Origin of the sequence: Hymenobacter sublimis, assembly GCF_023101345.1 — a bacterium.
Classification (GTDB): Bacteria; Bacteroidota; Bacteroidia; order Cytophagales; family Hymenobacteraceae; genus Hymenobacter; species Hymenobacter sublimis.
Genome location: NZ_CP095848.1, coordinates 1,722,531 through 1,738,987, shown reverse-complemented (window position 1 = coordinate 1,738,987; position 16,457 = coordinate 1,722,531). Strand labels below are relative to the sequence as shown.

15 protein-coding genes are annotated in these 16,457 nt (G+C 59.1%); 6 read left to right on the top strand and 9 right to left on the bottom strand.

Annotation, left to right across the window (positions count from 1 at the left end):
- The first annotated feature begins 54 nt into the window (after window positions 1-54).
- On the top strand, window positions 55-366 hold the full coding sequence (locus MWH26_RS07350) for a hypothetical protein (RefSeq protein WP_244695952.1): 312 nt from the start codon (window positions 55-57) through the stop codon (window positions 364-366).
- Window positions 367-571: 205 nt separating this feature from the next.
- Here the strand turns inward: MWH26_RS07350 and MWH26_RS07345 are convergent, their stop codons facing one another.
- The 8 genes from MWH26_RS07345 to MWH26_RS07310 all read right to left on the bottom strand — a co-directional run bounded on the left by MWH26_RS07345 (window position 572) and on the right by MWH26_RS07310 (window position 11,862).
- Window positions 572-1,444: a nucleoside phosphorylase gene (locus tag MWH26_RS07345; RefSeq protein ID WP_247976689.1), complete on the bottom strand. Its 873-nt coding sequence runs from the start codon at window positions 1,442-1,444 to the stop codon at window positions 572-574.
- Between the two features lie 213 nt (window positions 1,445-1,657).
- Window positions 1,658-2,611 carry an oxygen-dependent tRNA uridine(34) hydroxylase TrhO gene (gene trhO, locus MWH26_RS07340; protein WP_247976688.1) on the bottom strand — a complete coding sequence of 318 codons (954 nt, stop codon included), beginning with the start codon at window positions 2,609-2,611 and terminating at the stop codon, window positions 1,658-1,660.
- Between the two features lie 98 nt (window positions 2,612-2,709).
- The gene (locus MWH26_RS07335; RefSeq protein ID WP_244695951.1) at window positions 2,710-3,348 is read right to left on the bottom strand and encodes a NeuD/PglB/VioB family sugar acetyltransferase; all 639 of its coding nucleotides are present in this window, start codon (window positions 3,346-3,348) and stop codon (window positions 2,710-2,712) included.
- Window positions 3,349-3,489: 141 nt separating this feature from the next.
- Window positions 3,490-4,761, bottom strand: coding sequence for a hypothetical protein (locus tag MWH26_RS07330; protein WP_247976687.1), 1,272 nt, complete (start codon window positions 4,759-4,761; stop codon window positions 3,490-3,492).
- Window positions 4,762-4,807: 46 nt separating this feature from the next.
- Window positions 4,808-6,091 (bottom strand): DUF2851 family protein, encoded by a 1,284-nt coding sequence (locus MWH26_RS07325; RefSeq protein ID WP_247976686.1) that lies wholly within the window; start codon window positions 6,089-6,091, stop codon window positions 4,808-4,810.
- A 145-nt stretch (window positions 6,092-6,236) separates the two neighbouring features.
- Complete coding sequence (lolA1, locus tag MWH26_RS07320) at window positions 6,237-6,881, bottom strand: outer membrane lipoprotein periplasmic chaperone LolA1 (protein ID WP_244695948.1); 645 nt, start codon at window positions 6,879-6,881, stop codon at window positions 6,237-6,239.
- Window positions 6,882-7,000: 119 nt separating this feature from the next.
- Window positions 7,001-10,048 carry an FtsK/SpoIIIE family DNA translocase gene (locus MWH26_RS07315; RefSeq protein WP_247976685.1) on the bottom strand — a complete coding sequence of 1,016 codons (3,048 nt, stop codon included), beginning with the start codon at window positions 10,046-10,048 and terminating at the stop codon, window positions 7,001-7,003.
- A 119-nt stretch (window positions 10,049-10,167) separates the two neighbouring features.
- A complete protein-coding gene (locus MWH26_RS07310) occupies window positions 10,168-11,862 on the bottom strand; it encodes a DUF6044 family protein (protein WP_247976684.1) in 1,695 nt (564 codons plus the stop codon).
- 148 nt (window positions 11,863-12,010) lie between these two features.
- Between MWH26_RS07310 and MWH26_RS07305 the strand changes: the two genes are divergently transcribed.
- The gene (locus MWH26_RS07305; protein WP_244695944.1) at window positions 12,011-12,433 is read left to right on the top strand and encodes a hypothetical protein; all 423 of its coding nucleotides are present in this window, start codon (window positions 12,011-12,013) and stop codon (window positions 12,431-12,433) included.
- Between the two features lie 26 nt (window positions 12,434-12,459).
- Here the strand turns inward: MWH26_RS07305 and xerD are convergent, their stop codons facing one another.
- A complete protein-coding gene (gene xerD, locus MWH26_RS07300) occupies window positions 12,460-13,362 on the bottom strand; it encodes a site-specific tyrosine recombinase XerD (protein ID WP_247976683.1) in 903 nt (300 codons plus the stop codon).
- 217 nt (window positions 13,363-13,579) lie between these two features.
- On the opposite strand from xerD, the gene aroQ reads away from it, so the two are divergent.
- The 4 genes from aroQ to rnhA all read left to right on the top strand — a co-directional run bounded on the left by aroQ (window position 13,580) and on the right by rnhA (window position 16,456).
- Window positions 13,580-14,029 carry a type II 3-dehydroquinate dehydratase gene (aroQ, locus tag MWH26_RS07295; RefSeq protein ID WP_244695942.1) on the top strand — a complete coding sequence of 150 codons (450 nt, stop codon included), beginning with the start codon at window positions 13,580-13,582 and terminating at the stop codon, window positions 14,027-14,029.
- Between the two features lie 129 nt (window positions 14,030-14,158).
- Window positions 14,159-15,226 (top strand): aminotransferase class V-fold PLP-dependent enzyme, encoded by a 1,068-nt coding sequence (locus tag MWH26_RS07290; protein ID WP_247976682.1) that lies wholly within the window; start codon window positions 14,159-14,161, stop codon window positions 15,224-15,226.
- 91 nt (window positions 15,227-15,317) lie between these two features.
- Entirely contained in the window at window positions 15,318-15,878 is a 561-nt protein-coding gene (locus tag MWH26_RS07285) for a MarC family protein (protein ID WP_244695940.1), read from the top strand.
- Window positions 15,879-15,988: 110 nt separating this feature from the next.
- Window positions 15,989-16,456, top strand: a complete 468-nt coding sequence (gene rnhA / locus MWH26_RS07280; protein ID WP_247976681.1) for a ribonuclease HI — start codon at window positions 15,989-15,991, stop codon at window positions 16,454-16,456.
- The last annotated feature ends 1 nt before the right edge of the window (window position 16,457 follow it).

The window sequence follows — 16,457 nt, the reverse complement described above, 5'->3', positions numbered from 1 at the left end:
GCACCGTCCTTGCCCTTCCCTGTTCTTCTTTGTACGCTCTATTTCCGTATTGCCATGATTCCTGAACTGAAGACCACCGACCCAACCATAGAAACCGTTGAGAAAGAGGCTATTCCCGGCCTGCGCTTTGCAGCCGAGGATGTGCTGACGGACAAGGCCGCCATTCAGCGCCGCCGCCATGATGCCGAGCGAGCCGCTACCCTGGGTAACGCCTACCACGGCAAGCTCGACATCTACTTCCAGACCGCCGACGGCAGTGTCAAGCGGGTGTATACCACTGTTTGGGCCACCCATGAGGAGTACCTGACGCTTAAATCGGGCATTTCACTACCCCTGCACTCGGTGCTCAGCTTCGACTTCTATTAATCCACGGATTGAGACAGATTTCTTGTTTTGCTGTTCAGGGCACCCGATAGGTACTCTGCCGAATTAGTTGAGGATAGTAACATTAGTGCCTAGCTGACTTTCAAGAAGAAGCCCGCTTGACGTCTTGTCAAGCGGGCTTCTTCTTGGGGTATACCGCTTAGAAAAAAATCCGACTAATCTGCAGCAAGTCGTCTAAATCCGTGATTTAGAGGCGCTCTAGTGTTGTAGCAATCAGTTGATTGATTACTTCCTCGGAGTTAGTAGCGAATTCGCCGGTGGCGCGGTTGGCGACAATGGCGTTCAGCGACACTACCTCGTGGCCCAGCATGCGGCCTAGGGAATAGTAGCCGGCCGTTTCCATCTCGAAATTGGTCAGGCGGAACTCGCCCTCGGCGCTGTGGTGGCGGAACTGCTGGAACTGCTGAATCAGGGTGGGCAGGCGCAAATCGAGGCGCAGCACCCGGCCCTGAGGGCCGTAAAAGCCGGGGCAGGTGAGCGTGTTGCCGGTAATCATGCCCGCGCCCAGTTGCTCGCGCAACAAGTCGGAGCCGCGCACGCAGTACGGGCGGTAGTCAAGCTGCAGGCTTTGCTGTATACCGCGTGCTACCTCCACTTCCAGGCCGGTTTCTACCAGGGGGTAGAATTGCATGAGCGAATCCAGGCCTACGGCGTGCTCCGACACGAGCAGGGAGCCCACCGGAATATCGGCCTGCAAAGAACCGCTAGTGCCTATGCGCACAATGCGCAGGTTGATGCGCTCCTCCAGGGGGCGTGGCTCGCGCGTGACGAAGTCGATGTTGACCAGCGCGTCCAGCTCGTTCATCAGGATGTCGATGTTATCGGTGCCCATGCCCGTGCTGATGACGGTGAGACGCTTGCCCTGGTAGTAGCCCACGTGCGTTACAAACTCGCGCTTGTGAATTACCGTCTCAATGGAGTCGAAATGCTGACTAACCGTGGGTACGCGCTCCGGGTCGCCAACCGTGATAATGGTTTCGGAAAGGTGGTCGGGTAGCAGGTTCAGGTGATAGATGCTGCCATCCTTGTTGAGGATCAGCTCCGATTCGGCGATGTGCATAAGGGGGAATTTTTAGAAAAGGAAGGTGCAATGGTACGGCAAAAACTGCAGTTTGGGTTCGCTCCGATGGAATAACAGCCGCGCAAAAAGCACGTCATCCTGAGCAAAAGCAAAAGACCTTGGCAGATTATAACGACCATCGTATGACCGATTCGTTCTTGCCTAACAAGGTCCTTCGCTCTGGCGCAGGATGACAGCTGATTTTAGAAGTTTTTACCGCACCGGGGCGCGGTACGAGAGCAGCCCCTGCTCGGGGTTGTAGTTATTGCTGTTTTTGGGGTAGGCGCCGGTGCCGTCGTAAGGGCGCTTGTCGGGGTGCTCCTGGCAGGTAGTGGAGCAGGCGCCAGCAAGCTGCTGCCCGCAGGCTTCGCAGAGCGGAATGTGGGCGTTGCAGTGCGGGTTGGCGCAGTTCACCATCCGGTCGGAGGGCGTGTGGCAGTGGTGGCACTGGCTGATGACGCTGGGGTTAACGCTGTTCACGTCCACGGCTACGCGCCCATCGAACACATAGCACTTGCCCTCAAAATCCTCTCCTCCGGCTTCCAGGCCGTACTTAATGATGCCGCCGTGCAGCTGGTATACGTTCTCGAAGCCCTGCTCCAGCAAGAAAGCTGAGGCCTTTTCGCACTTGATACCGCCGGTGCAATAAGTCAGCACTTTCTTGTCCTTGAACTGCTTCAGCTCCTGCACCTTCTCCGGAAACTCCCGGAAGTTTTCGATGTCAAGGGTAATGGCATTCTTGAAGCGGCCCAGGTTGTGCTCGTAGTCGGAGCGCACGTCAAGCACTACTACGTCGTCCTGGTCTTTCAGGTCGCGAAACTCGGTAGGAGAAAGGTGAATGCCCGTGCGCTCGTAGGGCTTGATGTGGGGCAAACCCACGTGCACAATTTCGGGCTTCACGCGCACGTGCAGCTTCTGGAAAGTATGAGCTGGGGCCTCTTCTACCTTAAATTCCAGGGTAGCAAAACGCGGGTCAGCCTTCACCAAGCGCATGTACTGCTCACAATCGGCCCGGCGGCCCGAAACCGTACCATTAAGTCCTTCGGAGGCCACAATGATGCGCCCCAGCAAATTCAGGCTCAGGCACAGGCGGTGGTGTTCCTCCCGAAACTGCTCGGGATTCTCGATAGGCGTGTAGCAGTAGTACAGCAGAACGAGGTAGTCCATTGTTTACTTAAGAATGAGGAATGAAAAATTAAGAATTCACTATCAAGAGTTAGGTACTGTCTGCTGGGAGTACGTTACCTAATTCTTCATTTTTATTCTTAATTCTTAATTGCCTGAGCCGGGTTGCCGAATACCGTTTGACCAGCCGACACGTCGGCCACCACCACTGAACCAGCGCCCACGCGGGCTTTAGCCCCAATTTTCACGCCAGCTACCACCACGGCCCCAGCCCCAATAAAGGCCAGTTCGCCCACCTTCACGTCGGCGTTCAGAATGGCGCCGGCCCCGAGCTGGGCGTAATCGCCGAGCTCAGCTTTGACATCGACTACAGCGTTGGCGCCTAGAATGCAGCCATCACCAATTTTGGCGCTACCCGCTACCACAGCATTGGCCCCTACTAGGTTGCCGTGCCCCAGCCACGCATGCTGTGACACGCTGGCGCGCTGGTGAATGGCATTGACGGGCGCCACTTCGTACTCCTCGCGCAGCATGCTCGTTAGGCTGCGCCGGCTGGCCGTATCCTCGGTGGCCACGAATACCTCACACTTTTTGCCCAGCAGCTTCAGCAGTTCCTTGTCGTCGGTGTTGCCCATTACTGGTACATCGTTCAGTTCGGTATTCTGCAGGGCGGCGTCATCATCGAGCAGGCAGTACACAACGACGTCATTGCTTTGAAAGGCGTCGAGGGCGGCCGTGCCGACGGCTTGCGCACCCAAAATGATTACGGGGTTTTCCATGGATCAGCGTATCAGAAACGACCGTATGGCGGCCGGAAGGTTATTTTTTGGAGGGCAAAGATACGACTTCTTGAGCCCTTGTCCGCAGCTGATCCGTGGGGTTAATGCCGCCTACCTCTGGGCAAGCAACGAAAATGGCGGCTACAGCCTGAGGTAGCGAAGTAGGCGGGTGGCCCAGGCGTTTTGCAGCACCAACAGCAGCAGAAACGGCAGAAACGTCACGCGGTACCGGTTCAGGGTACCTAGGTTGGGTGTCGTCAGGCCGAGCAGGACCGCCACTAGGCAGCAGTAAAGCAGCAAAGCCGCAACCAGCGCGAATGGTAAGTAGCCAGGTTGCCGACGCCCGACAGCCCCTAACGCCAGCAACAGGACCAGCAGCAGCCCTAGGTTTTCCGTTCCGGCAATGCTGTAAAGAACGGTGCGGCCTTCCCAGGGCCAGGGGCGCACTAGCGTATTCACGAGGGCTTGCGGGGCATGCCGAACGACGCTTGCGGTAGTAGGACGCAGGTCGGGGTAGGTTAGATGCGGGCGGTGGCGGGAGGAGGCCAGCAGCTGCGTGTAGTTGCGCTGCAGCTGGGAGGTGAATTTATTAGCACGAAAAACGGGGCTTACCTCACTGGCGGCCCAGGCCCCCGCTCCCAGCAGCCCCACTATCAGGCTTAGTTGCACTAGCCGGCTCCGGCCTATGCCTAGCTGCTGCACCAACCGCACCAGGCCCAGCCCCGCCAACACCCCAAATAGCACCACCGCAAAAAAATAGCGCATTTTGAAATGCAGCCCGACCACTACGAGCAGCCCCCCCAGCAGGGGCCACCGCATGGGCAGCTCCCCGTAGAGCAGACGTACAACCAGCGCCACCACCAGGGCCCCGCTGCTCACCAGCAAGCTTTCCTTGGTGAGTCCGGCCGTCCAGTAGACTACTGTGGGCCAGAGTAGAAACCCCACAATAGCAGCGCCAGCATTAGCCGCTGGGAAGCACCGGTGCAGCTGCCGCACCAATTCCCAGCTTCCTACAAAGCTGCCCACCGACAAGTAGCAAGCAGTGAGCAACGGGTTGTTAAGGCTAGCCAGATTTGCTACAGATAATACCTTGGTAAGGAAGAACGTATTTGAAAACCCGTGGAATACCAGGTGCCAGCGGCCCAAGTGAAACTCATCGGTTGTGAGCATGCGCAGCCACTGCCCTGGGCTCTGCCACAGTTGCTCCGTCATTCGCCCCGACCAAACCAAAAAATAGCGGGCATCTTCGCTTAGCAGCATCACCGATATTCCGGTTGCGACTAGCTTTAAAGCCAGCGTAGGTAGCACCCAGCGCCCCAGCCCCGGGAGTTGCCGTAGGCGCGGTAGCCACCGCAGAAACGCCAGCAGCAACAACGCATTAAGCAAGAAGGCAACCAGCAGCTTGGGCAGCACCAGTACGGAGGGTTTAAGTCAAAGGGGTAGCACGCTGGCACCAGCGCTAGCGCCGCCGCAAGATACTAGCCCCAATGGCACACTCCACACAGCGGCGTGGGGCGCAGTAGCCGCGGTGCAGGGCCAGCAGACCCTGCGAGTCAGCGGCCGAGCTGTTGCGGAAGGTAGCGGCCTCGTACGCGTCGGTCAGGTGGTTGTGCTCGGGCGGCAGTTCCTCCAACAATGACACGGCCGCTTCAATGAGCTCTTGGTTGCCTACGTACTGAGCAAATGCTACCCGCAAAGGCACCACCAGATTCGTGATTAACAGATGCACGCTGCTGCGCCCCAGCGCGGCTACCTTGCCGGGGCGCCCAGGCCGGGAATGTGTTAGCCAGTACTCAGGCAGTGAAGTGGCAAAAAACGCCTCCAGCGCCCGCACGCTCCCGGCGGTTTGCAAGGCGTCAAACAAGGTAGGGCGAGCGTGCAGCAGGCTTACTAACTGGGCCAAGCGTACGGTCGGAAAGTTAGCCGGGCGCAGGCGCAGGAAATTCCAGTCGTGGGGGGCCAGGGCGGTACCGCTCAGGTTGTACTTGTGGCGCAGAAACACAAACTCCTGCTGCAGCCCCTGGGCATACGCATCGTCCCGCATATCGTCCTCCAGAAAACCAGCCTGCCCGAACACTAGCGCTGCCAGCTGCCGTACCTCGTGCCGGTGGCGGCGGAGCACGGCCAGGGGTAACGCCTTGGCTAGGCGAGCCATGGGTTCTGTGTTTTTCTGAAAGCCAAAGGCCGCGGCTAGCCCATGCCAAGCGGTGGCTTCCCAATCCTGCCCCTGCTGCTGAAACAGACTTAGCAATACCTCAGCTTTTTGCTCTACCCGCTCCAACAGGGTTCGGCTGGTCATCATGGTGCGGGTGAGCTCCAATACCTGCGGTAACAGGGGCGCGCAGGGCAGCAGCACCTCGTGAGGCTGGTTGCGCAGCTTCTCATAGGCCGCCAGCAGTCCGGGCTCCAGGCGCGGGGCCAGGGCCAGGGCTGGCACCACGGAGCCGTTTGTCCGCTGGACCTGGGCATCGGCGGTAAGTACTACGTGCAGCACTACCTGGTCATACTTCTGATCCGTCTGGTGCTGGTGGCGATGCCAATCGGAGGCCCGGAGGTGGATTTCGACGGCACCATTCCACTCTACCTCGCCAAGCTGCAGGCGGGCGTTCAGGAAATCTGGGCCGGCATCGGAGTTGCGCTGACCGGGCCGAAGCACGGTTATCGGCTGTCCGTCTTCCGTCCGTAAGTCTGTTTTACTGAAGTACTGATGTTGCCAGACATAGTGGAGAAAATCTTCCTGCATAGCGGCTCTACTAGAATATTTATGAAATATTACTAAAGCAGGAAAGATAGATAATCCCGGACGAGCGCGCACAACCAGGCCAAAAAGAAACCGGCCCGCCTCCGCACGGTGCGGAAGCGGGCCGGATATGAACCGCCGCGCTGGGTTAGCGCAGATCAATCACCTTCACTCCTTTGTATTTGGCTTTGTCGAAGTTAAAGGTGGTAGCGTCTACCGGTACGTTGGGCTGGAACTTGCTGATTTTGTAAGTGTAGCGGTTGCCGTTCTTCTTGAACATCTGCCAGCTTTTCACGGCTTTGTCCGTCTTACCTACCTTCAGGCGCACCTTGTACACTGGGTTGTTCCGGTCTTCGGGCGACAGCTCGATTACATCAACCAGTTCGCCGCCTTCCTTGGCTTCCTGCACGTAGGCATACTTGTAGCCTTTCTTGTAGAGGGTGTAGATCTGGGAGGGCGAGATTTCCTGATCCTCGGGCTCGTAGTCCGAGATGTTCACCTCGTTTTCGGCCTTCATGTAAGTCCACATGGTCTGGCCGTTGTTGATGACTTCCTGACCACTCATTTTCAGCCGGAACTTCTGGCCGCTCACGGTAATGTCGCCGCTCAGGTTCTCCTTCACCTTGGCCGCATCATTTTCGAGGGTTTGAGTAAAAGTTGCCTTGAAAGCCTTCATGGCCTGGTACTTGGCACTCATCTGGTCCAGGATTTTACCCGCTTTGGGGTCCTGCTGCGCCGTGGCGACGGTAGTCAGCGACACGGAAAGGGCGAGCAGGGCGAGATATTTTTTCATTGCAAAAGAGAGGTGGTGTTGGAGAGCGTACTGTAAGAGCGTAGAACTCCGATAAAGTTTAACTGCAGCGCGTAAAAGTATAAAACAAAGTTTAGGCGCCGGGTTTTCGTGTTGAGCTCTTACCGGGGCAGGGTATTCAACAACTGTTCCAAACTATACTCATCCGGAATTAGAACCTCCCGCGCCTTACTACCTTCAAACGGTCCGACGATGCCCGCGTGTTCCAATTGGTCAATTAATCGGCCGGCGCGGTTGTAGCCCAGCTTCAGACGGCGCTGCAGCAGGGAGGTGCTGCCCTGCTGGTGCGTGACGATGACGCGGGCGGCTTCCTCGAACATGGAGTCGCGCTGGGCCGGGTCGAAGTCCTCGGCGTCGTTGCCCCCGCCGCTTTCCCCTACTACCTCGGGCAAGTGGTAGGCATCGGGGTAGCCCTGCTGCTCGCCCACGAAGTCGCAGAGGCGGTCTACCTCGGGCGTATCAATAAAGGCACACTGCACCCGGATGATGTCAGAACCCTGGGAAATGAGCATGTCGCCCTGCCCAATGAGTTGGTCGGCCCCGCCGGCATCGAGAATGGTGCGGGAGTCAATTTTGCTCGTCACTTTAAAGGAAATCCGGCAGGGGAAGTTGGCCTTGATGATGCCCGTAATAACGTTTACCGACGGGCGCTGGGTAGCCACAATCAGGTGAATACCGATGGCGCGGGCCAACTGGGCTAGGCGAGCAATGGGCGTTTCTACCTCCTTACCGGCGGTCATCATCAGGTCGGCCAGCTCGTCAATAACCAGCACAATAAAGGGCATGTAGCGGTGGCCCTTTTTGGGGTTGAGGCGGCGCTCCACAAACTTGCGGTTGTACTCCTTCAGGTTGCGGCAGCCGGCGTCCTTGAGCAGGTCGTAGCGCCGGTCCATTTCCATGCACAGGGAATTGAGCGTGTTTACTACCTTCTTGGTGTCGGTAATGATGGGCTCCTCCGTATCGGGTAGCTTGGCCAGGAAGTGACGCTCAATCTTATTGAAAATGCTCAGTTCCACCTTTTTGGGGTCGACGAGCACGAACTTGAGCTGAGAAGGGTGGCGCTTGTAGAGCAGGGAAGCCAGAATCACGTTCAGACCCACCGACTTGCCCTGACCCGTAGCACCGGCCATCAGCAAGTGGGGCATCTTGGCCAAATCCACCACGAACACTTCGTTGGTGATGGTGCGGCCAAAGGCAATGGGCAAGTCCATTTCGGTGCCGATGAACTTGTCGGTGTTAAATACCGAGCGGATGCTCACCATCTCCTTTTTAGCGTTGGGCACCTCAATACCGATGGTGCCCTTGCCCGGAATAGGCGCAATAATGCGGATGCCCAGGGCCGCCAAACTCAGGGCAATATCATCTTCGAGGCTCTTGATTTTGGAGATGCGCACCCCGGCATCCGGCACAATCTCATAGAGCGTGACCGTGGGCCCGATGGTAGCCTTGATGCTGGCGATGTTGATGCCGTAGTGGCCCAGCGTTTCTACAATCCGGTCCTTGTTGGCCTCCAGTTCCTCCTTAGTTACCTGGGCTTTCGCTACCCCGTAGTCATTCAGCAGTTCAAGGGTGGGGTACTGGTAGCGCGGCAAGTCGAGGGTAGGATCGTACTCGCCAGTAGGCATGGCTTCTTCCTCCTCATTTTCCTCGGCAATAACGGCCATGTCGGCGCCCGCCGAGGGGTCTAGCTCGTGCGAGGAGGTAGTAGCATCCTCCACCTCAAACGACAAGCCAGTGGACACCAACGGAGCCGCGGCTACCAGGGGCGCGACCGGGGCCGTTGGGGCAGGTAACGGGGTATCATCGTCTACCAGGTCGGCCAGGGAGAGCGGGGTAGGCACCGAAGAAATAACGGCCGGAGTCGGTTTGGGCACGGGCACCGGCGCTGCTTCTGCCGCCGGTATTTCAACCGAGAAGCTGGGGCCGCTGGCCGGGGCTGCCGTAGTGAAGGCTGCCGCGGCACCAGTCAGCGCCGAGCCAGCGGCAGAAGATACACTCAGGGGCAGGGCCGTAGCGGCAGCAGCTAGGCCACCGGCACCCACAGTGGCAGCAGTGCTAGCAGCTACGCCATGCGGCGCGCTGGGCATCGGGGCGGCTACCGGGCCGGTGCGCAGGGGCTGGGCGGGAAGTTCTTCGTCCTCCTCTTCTTCCCGTTCATCTTCGCTGGAGGCTGCGGGAGCCAGGGGTCCCACGCGCTTAAGCGTAATACCCAGGGAATCATCCTTTTCCTCTTCTTCGTGAGGCTCTGCGCTAGCGAAGTTAGCAGCTTGGGCCCGACGGGCTGGGGCGTAGGCAGGCTCCTCTGTTTCCACCTCGTCCTCCTCCTCACCGGCGCTCCGGCGTAGGTTCAGGTTGAGGCTGGTCACGTTGAAGAAGAACACCACGAAGGAAATCAGCAGGAAAGCTAGCAGCAGCACCGTGCCCCAGCCAATGAGGCTATCCAGCCAGAAGGCCGTTTCGTAGCCCACGCCGCCGCACAGAAAGTCGAGGCTGTGCGCCAAGTTGGGGTCCACATCGGGACTCTGAATAGTCAGCACCACGTAGCCCAGCAACACACTGAGCCAGAGCATGGTAAACAGGCACAATGCCAGCACGTAGGTGAAAGACACCCCCGCGCGCCGGAACACAATTTTGTAGCCGATAAAGAAGACAATGGGAATGGCCGCGAAGGCTGCCACGCCAAAGCCCTTCTGAATCAGGAATTGCGCCAGCACTGCCCCAATCAGGCCCAGCCAGTTGCCGGTTTCCTGGCCTGCTTCCTTGAGCGGGGTGCGGCCCACTGTTTCCGTCACGCTCTGGTCGGCGTGGCCCGTGAACAGGAAGGAAATGAAGGCAATGGTCAGGTAGATAGACCCGATGAGGAAGAAGAAGCCCAGAAATAGCTGAAACCGCCGGTCGCGCAGGAAGCTGAACAGCCCGCTTAGGTTGACGGCGGGTAGCTTCAGGGGCTTGCGCGGCGCTTTGGGAGCAGCCGTGGTCCGGGGTGCCCGGGCAGCAGGCTCGTTCCGACGAGCAGCTTCGCGGGTAGGCTCGGGCTCGGCAGGACGGGAAGACGGGTTGCGGGCCGCACGCGGCTCACTCACGGGCCGGGGCTCGTTGGTACGGCCCGAGGCCGCGGAGGAGGATTGCTTGTAGGTATTTTTAGCCATTAGAGACACGCCAAAGACCAAATCTAGACATTTCCGGTGAGTAACTGGGTAGCCGGCTAATGAAGTAATTCCGACATTAAATGGGCTTTACACTAGGCAAGAGGCAGTTGCTCAGCTAGTCAGTTCCGGACTTGGTACACCCAAATTCGCCAGTAAGCTCCGGGGGCCGTCCGGCTTTCGAGCAGTTGCAGCCCGCTCCGCTCCGGATGTTGCAGCCGAGCCGCCGATAGCACGTAGCGCCCCCCTAACCGGCGAAATGCCTGGGCATCGAAAGCCCACTCGTGTACTACTTGGGCCGGAAACGCCGCTACGCGAAAGTTCTTGCCCAACTCGGCCGAAAATAAGTAGCAGCGGTTGCCCCAGGCGTCGAAATAGGTTTGGAGGGCGGGGCTTTTGGCCAGCTCTGCCGCCATCAGCGGGCGGAACTGCCGCTTGTACGACAGCGGGTAATTGTTCTGGTAGGCATCCAGGGTATAAAAGCCGTTGAGCGAGGCTACGGCCGGCGGAAAGCCCAGGCAGGCCACCCGGTACTGGGCGGGCCGCTGACCCGTACGGGCCCGAATTGCTTGCTGAACCCGCGCGAACAGCTCCGGGGCCACGTAGGCGGCGTAGGTGGGCTCGGTGGCAGGCAGGCGGCCGAGCAGGCGGCGCACGTTCAGGGTCCACTCAGGGTTCATGCTCAGCCCGATTAGCAACTGCAGCCCCACCAGCCCCAGGGGTAGCCATCCGGCTGGTAGGCGGCGCAAGCTCAGCACCAGCACACCGAACCACAGCAAGGGCGTAAGGAAGTGTATGCGGGAAAGGTTAAAAGCCCGTAGCAAGGGTAGCAGCCGTTGCGCCACCCCTATCAGCTGAGGATAAAACCCACAAAACAAGGCTACTACTCCCAGAATACTCAGGCTAAAAGCCAGCCACTGCACCAGCCGTCGCCGGGCCGGACCGGCTGGCACGTAAGCCAGAGCCAGCCCGGCTGCCAGCAGAGGAGCGGCGCGCAAGAACAGGCCGGCGTGGTACTGCCCCAGCCCAAAATAACGGACCGCCCCGATCAGCCCTGCCCCTACCCCACCGGGCGCAAGTTGGGCGTAGTCAAACTCAACTCGGTGCGAGACGAACTGCCGCTCAATCAGCAGGGAGTACACCAGTGGATATTCCACCAGCAAGTAGCCCAGGGCCAACAGTCCTACCCCCAGCACCGGCCGCCACGCTACCCGGCGGTGCCGGCTAGCATCCCAGACCAGCACCATTCCCGCCGCCGCCAGCACGAACACGCCCGTTAGCACCAGGCTCGACCAGAGCGCAAACCCTACCAGCACCAGCCAGTCAGACCAGCGGCCCGGCCCCAGCCGCAGGTTTAGCAGGGCCAGCACCACCCAGGGTTGTCCCAGCACCGAGGCCCCATAGGCCGTGTAGGTGGGCAACACGGCCCAAGCCAGGGCCAGCGCGGCACACAACGTAGCGTGGCGGGCACCGGGTAGGCCGTAGCGGCGCAGCAGCAGGTACATGCCCACTAGGCCCGCCAGCCGCACCAACAGCTCATGCAGCAGGTAGGCAGGCAGCGGGTCCAGCAGAGCCATCAGGCCCACTAGGGGCTGCAAACCAGGCCGAAGGGCGTTGCGCGGCAACCCGTTCATAAGCCGCTCTACTACAGTAGTGGAGCGGTAGTCCAGGGCCTTGCCTTCTTGCAGCAGAACGAAGGGCGGAGCCAGCTCCGTATCCAGGTTATCATCGATGAGGATGTAGGTAGCTCCCTTCGGGGCCACGTACACCAGACTCAACAGCAACAGGCTCCCTACGGCCCACAGCAACGGGCTCACCAACCAATTTCGAAGAGCCGTCTTCCTAGTATGTTCAGCCATAGTGTGGAGGGCCATGCAACCGGCGCAAAACTAAAATTTCCTGGGGTAGCCGAACCCTATTGCCACTACACCCCGGTATATCTGATTTTATCTATCTTTACCTACTATGCTCTACCGCCTGCTTTCTAACCCCGACCGCCCGAATTATTGCCAGTTATCCTACGACGAGACGCACCACTGGCTCCGGGCCACCTGGGCGGGGCACATCGGGCCCGACTACGCCCGGGAGGGTGCTACAGTCGGGCTGCAGATGCTGGAACAAGTGCATTGCCCCTACCTGCTCAATGATAACAGCAAGGTGGTAGGGCCCTGGTTTGATTCCTTGGAGTGGCTGGCCGCCACCTGGGGGCCGTTGGCCGCCGAGGCTGGCCTGCGCTACGTGGCGCATATTGCCCAAGCTGATGCCGTGGTAAACACCTGGTCGGTGGCCGATAGCAAGCGGCTGCTGAGGCAGTTTGAAATCCAGATTTTCGACAGCGAGTTCGAGGCCGTGGAGTGGCTCAGCAGCTGCCAGCGCCAGGTAGGATAAGGTGCTTTCCCGTGGCGCTGCTGCAGCTAGCTGCGCGGATGAAACTCCGTGATAACCTGGCGCAGGTAGTCCCGGTCGAGGTGGGTGTAGATTTCGGTGGTCGTGATGCTTTCATGGCCCAGCATTTCCTGCACGGCCCGCAGGTCGGCTCCGCCCTCAATGAGGTGGGTAGCAAAGCTGTGCCGGAACGTGTGGGGGCTGATACTTTTCTGAATGCCCGCCTTCACTGCCGCATCCTTGATGATGTTGAACACCATCACCCGCGAAAGGCCGCTGCCGCGCTTGTTCAGAAACACCGTGTCTTCGTGGCCGGGCTTGATGTCGAGGTGGGCCCGGATGCTTTGCAGGTAGAAGCCCAGGTGCTTCAGCGCATCGCGCCCGATGGGTACTAGGCGCTCCTTGTTGCCTTTGCCCGTCACGCGCACAAAGCCCTGGTCGGCGTACAGATTTGAGAGGCGCAGACCCGTCAGCTCGCTTACGCGCAGGCCGGAGCTATACAGCACTTCCAGCATGGCGCGGTTGCGGGTGCCCTCGGGCGTGCTCAGGTCGATGCCGCTGAGTACCTGCTCAATTTCGGGGTAGCTGAGCGTATCAGGGAGCTTGCGGCCGGTTTTGGGCGCATCCAGCGTGTCGGTGGGGTCTAGCGTAAGCATGTCTTCCATAATCAGGAAGCGGTAGAAGGCCTTGATGCCCGAGAGGGTGCGCGCCTGGGAGGTGGCCGTCATGCCCAGGCCGCCCAGCCAGGTCAGGAAGTCGCGCAGGATGCGGGTGGTGACTTGCTGGGGCGTGGCCGGCAGGTTTTCCAGCTCCAGGTACTGGCGCAGCTTGTGCACGTCGCGCACGTAGGCTTCCACGGAGTTGGCAGAAAGGGATTTTTCCAGCTGTAGGTAGCCTTCGAACTGTTTGAGCGTAATAGACCAAGTAGACATGAACAGCGCGGGAACTAGTGGCACGGGTAGCGCCAAAGGTAACGATGTAGGCAGGCCCAACGCCACCACGCACACGCTAACCGGGCCGTTTTAGCGTTAGCAGCGCAAATCACCGCCAAACTTCGGCGGGCTCCCTTAGGCTACTACCTTTGCGCGGCTGGTTGGGGCGCTACCGGCGGCTCCCGTCCTGTGCTTCTTGCCCTACCCCCTCTCTCCTATGCAAATTCTGCTGCTCAACGGCCCTAATCTGAACCTGCTCGGCCAGCGCGAGCCCGGCATTTACGGCGCCCGCTCCTTCGAGGACTACCTGCCGGAGCTGCGTGAGGCTTTCCCGCAGTTCACGCTGGAATACTTCCAGAGCAACCACGAGGGTGCCCTGATCGACAAGCTGCACGAGGTGGGCTTCACTTACCACGGCGTGGTGCTGAACGCCGGCGGCTACACGCACACCAGCGTGGCCCTGGCCGACGCCATTGCCGCCATTGGTACGCCCGTGGTAGAGGTACACCTGAGCAACCTGCACGCCCGCGAGGAGTTTCGCCAGAAAAGTCTCATCGGGCGCAACTGCGTAGGCAGCATCAGTGGCTTCAAGCTCGAAAGCTACAAGCTGGCCCTGCACTATTTCGACGGGCAGCGACCCAAACGGGTAGGGTTTAAAGTGAGTTAGTGAATGCGTAATTGAGTGAGTTACGCAGGCAAAGCGGCACTGACAGCACAACAATTCACTCAATTACGCATTCACTAACTCCCCATTTCCCCGTCCTTTGCCTTTCCATTTCCTTAGCCTTTCCTTCCTATGTATACATTCAATCCCGGCCCTTCGCAAGTGTACCCGCAGGTGCGCCAGTACCTCCAGGATGCTTTTGACGAAGGCTGGCTGTCGGCCCAACACCGGGGCGAGCGGTTTGTGCAGCTCATGCGCCAAACCGTGCAGGAGCTGAAAAACAAGCTTAACATCCCGCAAGACTACACGGTATTTTTCATGAGCTCGGCCACGGAGTGCTGGGAGGTGCTGGCCCAAAGCCTAACGCCTACCAAGAGCTTCCACCTCTACAACGGGGCCTTCGGGGAGAAGTGGTTTGACTACGCCAAAGAGCTGCGACCCGAGTCGGTGGGCCTGAAGTTCGGCGTTGATGAGGTGCCCGATGTCTACAACCTGCCCGGCCTCGACGAGAAGACGGACCTGGTCTGCATCACCCAGAACGAAACCAGCAACGCTACCCAGCTGCGCGACGGGGTAGTACTGAACATGTACAACCGCCTGCCCGGCAACGCCCTGCTGGCCGTGGATGCTACCTCCTCGCTGGCCGGCATTCAGCTCAAGTACATCAAGGCCGATATCTGGTACGCCTCGGTGCAGAAGTGCTTTGGCTTGCCGGCGGGTTTGTCCGTTATGCTGCTTTCGCCGCGGGCCATCGAGCGGGTGCGCAAAATCAATGAGCGCCGCCACTACAACTCGCTCATGGCCCAGTACGAGAAGATGCTCAACTACCAGACCACCCACACGCCCAACGTGCTGGATATCTACCTCTTGAGCCGCACCCTCGCCGACCGGCCCGCCATCAAGGCGGTGCACCAGCACCTGCAGGACCGGGCCAACAAGCTCTACGATTACTTCGACCAGGCTACCCAACTCTCGCCCCTAATTACCAATCCCGAGGCCCGTTCTACTACCGTTATTGGTTTGCAAGGCCCCCCGGCCCTGATTGAGGAAGTAAAGCGCCGGGCCCTGGCCCAGGGCCTGCAGCTGGGCAGCGGCTACGGCACCTGGAAGCCTACCAGCCTGCGCATTGCCAATTTCCCGGCCATTCCCGACGCGGCTTTTGAGCAGCTGGTGCAGTTTTTCGCCCGGGAGTTTGCGTAAGGCACCGGCGAAGTTGTGAAGGGTGAAGTTGCGCTCTGACGCACACTAGCCGGTTTTTGCAATTTCGCCCTTCACAACTTCACCTTTCCCTATGTTCAGCTTAAAGGAAATTGCGTCGGTTACGCTGACGCTTTTTGCCATCATTGATATTTTGGGTTCCATCCCCATTATTATCCAGATTCGGCAGCGTGAGGGCAAGATTCACTCGGAAAAGGCCACGCTCGTGGCCGGGGTCCTGATGATTGCCTTCCTGTTTCTGGGCCAGAGCATCCTGTCGTTGTTTGGGGTTGACTTCCAGTCGTTTGCCCTGGCGGGCGCCATCATCATCTTCCTGATTGGCATGGAGATGATTCTGGGAGTGGAGCTGTTCAAGCACAATCCGCTCAGCGCCACGGGCTCCATCGTGCCGCTGGCGTTTCCGCTGATTGTGGGCGCCGGCACCATGACCACGCTGCTGTCTTTGCGCGCCGCCTACCAGCTACCCAACGTGCTGGCTGGCGTGCTGGTAAACCTGGTGTTCGTGTACCTGGTACTGAAAAGCTCGGCCTGGATTGAGCGCAAGTTGGGCAAAGCCGGTGAGGACATTCTGCGCCGTGTGTTTGGCGTGATTCTGTTGGCTATTGCCATCAAGCTGTTTAAAAGTAATTTTTAGGGCTTTGGGAGCTTGGAATATTAGGGTTTGGAGGATGTTCTGAATACATATTCTGGTTTAGAACCTCATCCAAGCCCCTAATACCCCAAGCTCCTAAGACCCCAGACCGTATGATTCACCTATTCACCGATGGCTCCTCGCGGGGCAACCCTGGGCCGGGCGGCTACGGGGCTATTCTGCGCTTTGGTCAGCACGAAAAAGAGCTAACCCAGGGCTTCCGCCTCACCACCAACAACCGCATGGAGCTGCTAGCCGTCATTGTGGGCCTGGAAGCCATTACCCGCCCCGAGCTGCCCATTACCGTCGTCACGGACTCGCGCTACGTGGTAGATGCCGTGGAGAAAAAGTGGGTGTTTGGCTGGGCCGCCAAGCCGGACTTTGGCAAGAAAGCCAACGAAGACCTCTGGCGACGCTTTCTCAAAATATACAAGCAGCGCAGCGTGCAGTTCCGGTGGGTGCGCGGCCACAACGGCCACCCCGAAAATGAGCGGTGCGACCAGTTAGCCGTGTGGAGCGCCACTAAAGGCCCCTTGCTCACGGATGAGGGCTACGAACTGATTGAGGCCAAGCGCGGGTAGC

Bases quoted from the DNA above. Each gene is read 5' to 3' on its own strand.
- MWH26_RS07335 (WP_244695951.1), bottom strand. From the start codon at position 3,348: ATGGAAAACCCCGTAATCATTTTGGGTGCGCAAGCCGTCGGCACGGCC.
- lolA1 (WP_244695948.1), bottom strand. From the start codon at position 6,881: ATGAAAAAATATCTCGCCCTGCTCGCCCTTTCCGTGTCGCTGACTACC.
- aroQ (WP_244695942.1), top strand. From the start codon at position 13,580: ATGCAAATTCTGCTGCTCAACGGCCCTAATCTGAACCTGCTCGGCCAG.
- MWH26_RS07350 (WP_244695952.1), top strand. From the start codon at position 55: ATGATTCCTGAACTGAAGACCACCGACCCAACCATAGAAACCGTTGAG.
- xerD (WP_247976683.1), bottom strand. From the start codon at position 13,362: ATGTCTACTTGGTCTATTACGCTCAAACAGTTCGAAGGCTACCTACAG.
- rnhA (WP_247976681.1), top strand. From the start codon at position 15,989: ATGATTCACCTATTCACCGATGGCTCCTCGCGGGGCAACCCTGGGCCG.
- MWH26_RS07290 (WP_247976682.1), top strand. From the start codon at position 14,159: ATGTATACATTCAATCCCGGCCCTTCGCAAGTGTACCCGCAGGTGCGC.
- MWH26_RS07305 (WP_244695944.1), top strand. From the start codon at position 12,011: ATGCTCTACCGCCTGCTTTCTAACCCCGACCGCCCGAATTATTGCCAG.
- MWH26_RS07345 (WP_247976689.1), bottom strand. From the start codon at position 1,444: ATGCACATCGCCGAATCGGAGCTGATCCTCAACAAGGATGGCAGCATC.
- MWH26_RS07285 (WP_244695940.1), top strand. From the start codon at position 15,318: ATGTTCAGCTTAAAGGAAATTGCGTCGGTTACGCTGACGCTTTTTGCC.
- trhO (WP_247976688.1), bottom strand. From the start codon at position 2,611: ATGGACTACCTCGTTCTGCTGTACTACTGCTACACGCCTATCGAGAAT.
- MWH26_RS07315 (WP_247976685.1), bottom strand. From the start codon at position 10,048: ATGGCTAAAAATACCTACAAGCAATCCTCCTCCGCGGCCTCGGGCCGT.
- MWH26_RS07325 (WP_247976686.1), bottom strand. From the start codon at position 6,091: ATGCAGGAAGATTTTCTCCACTATGTCTGGCAACATCAGTACTTCAGT.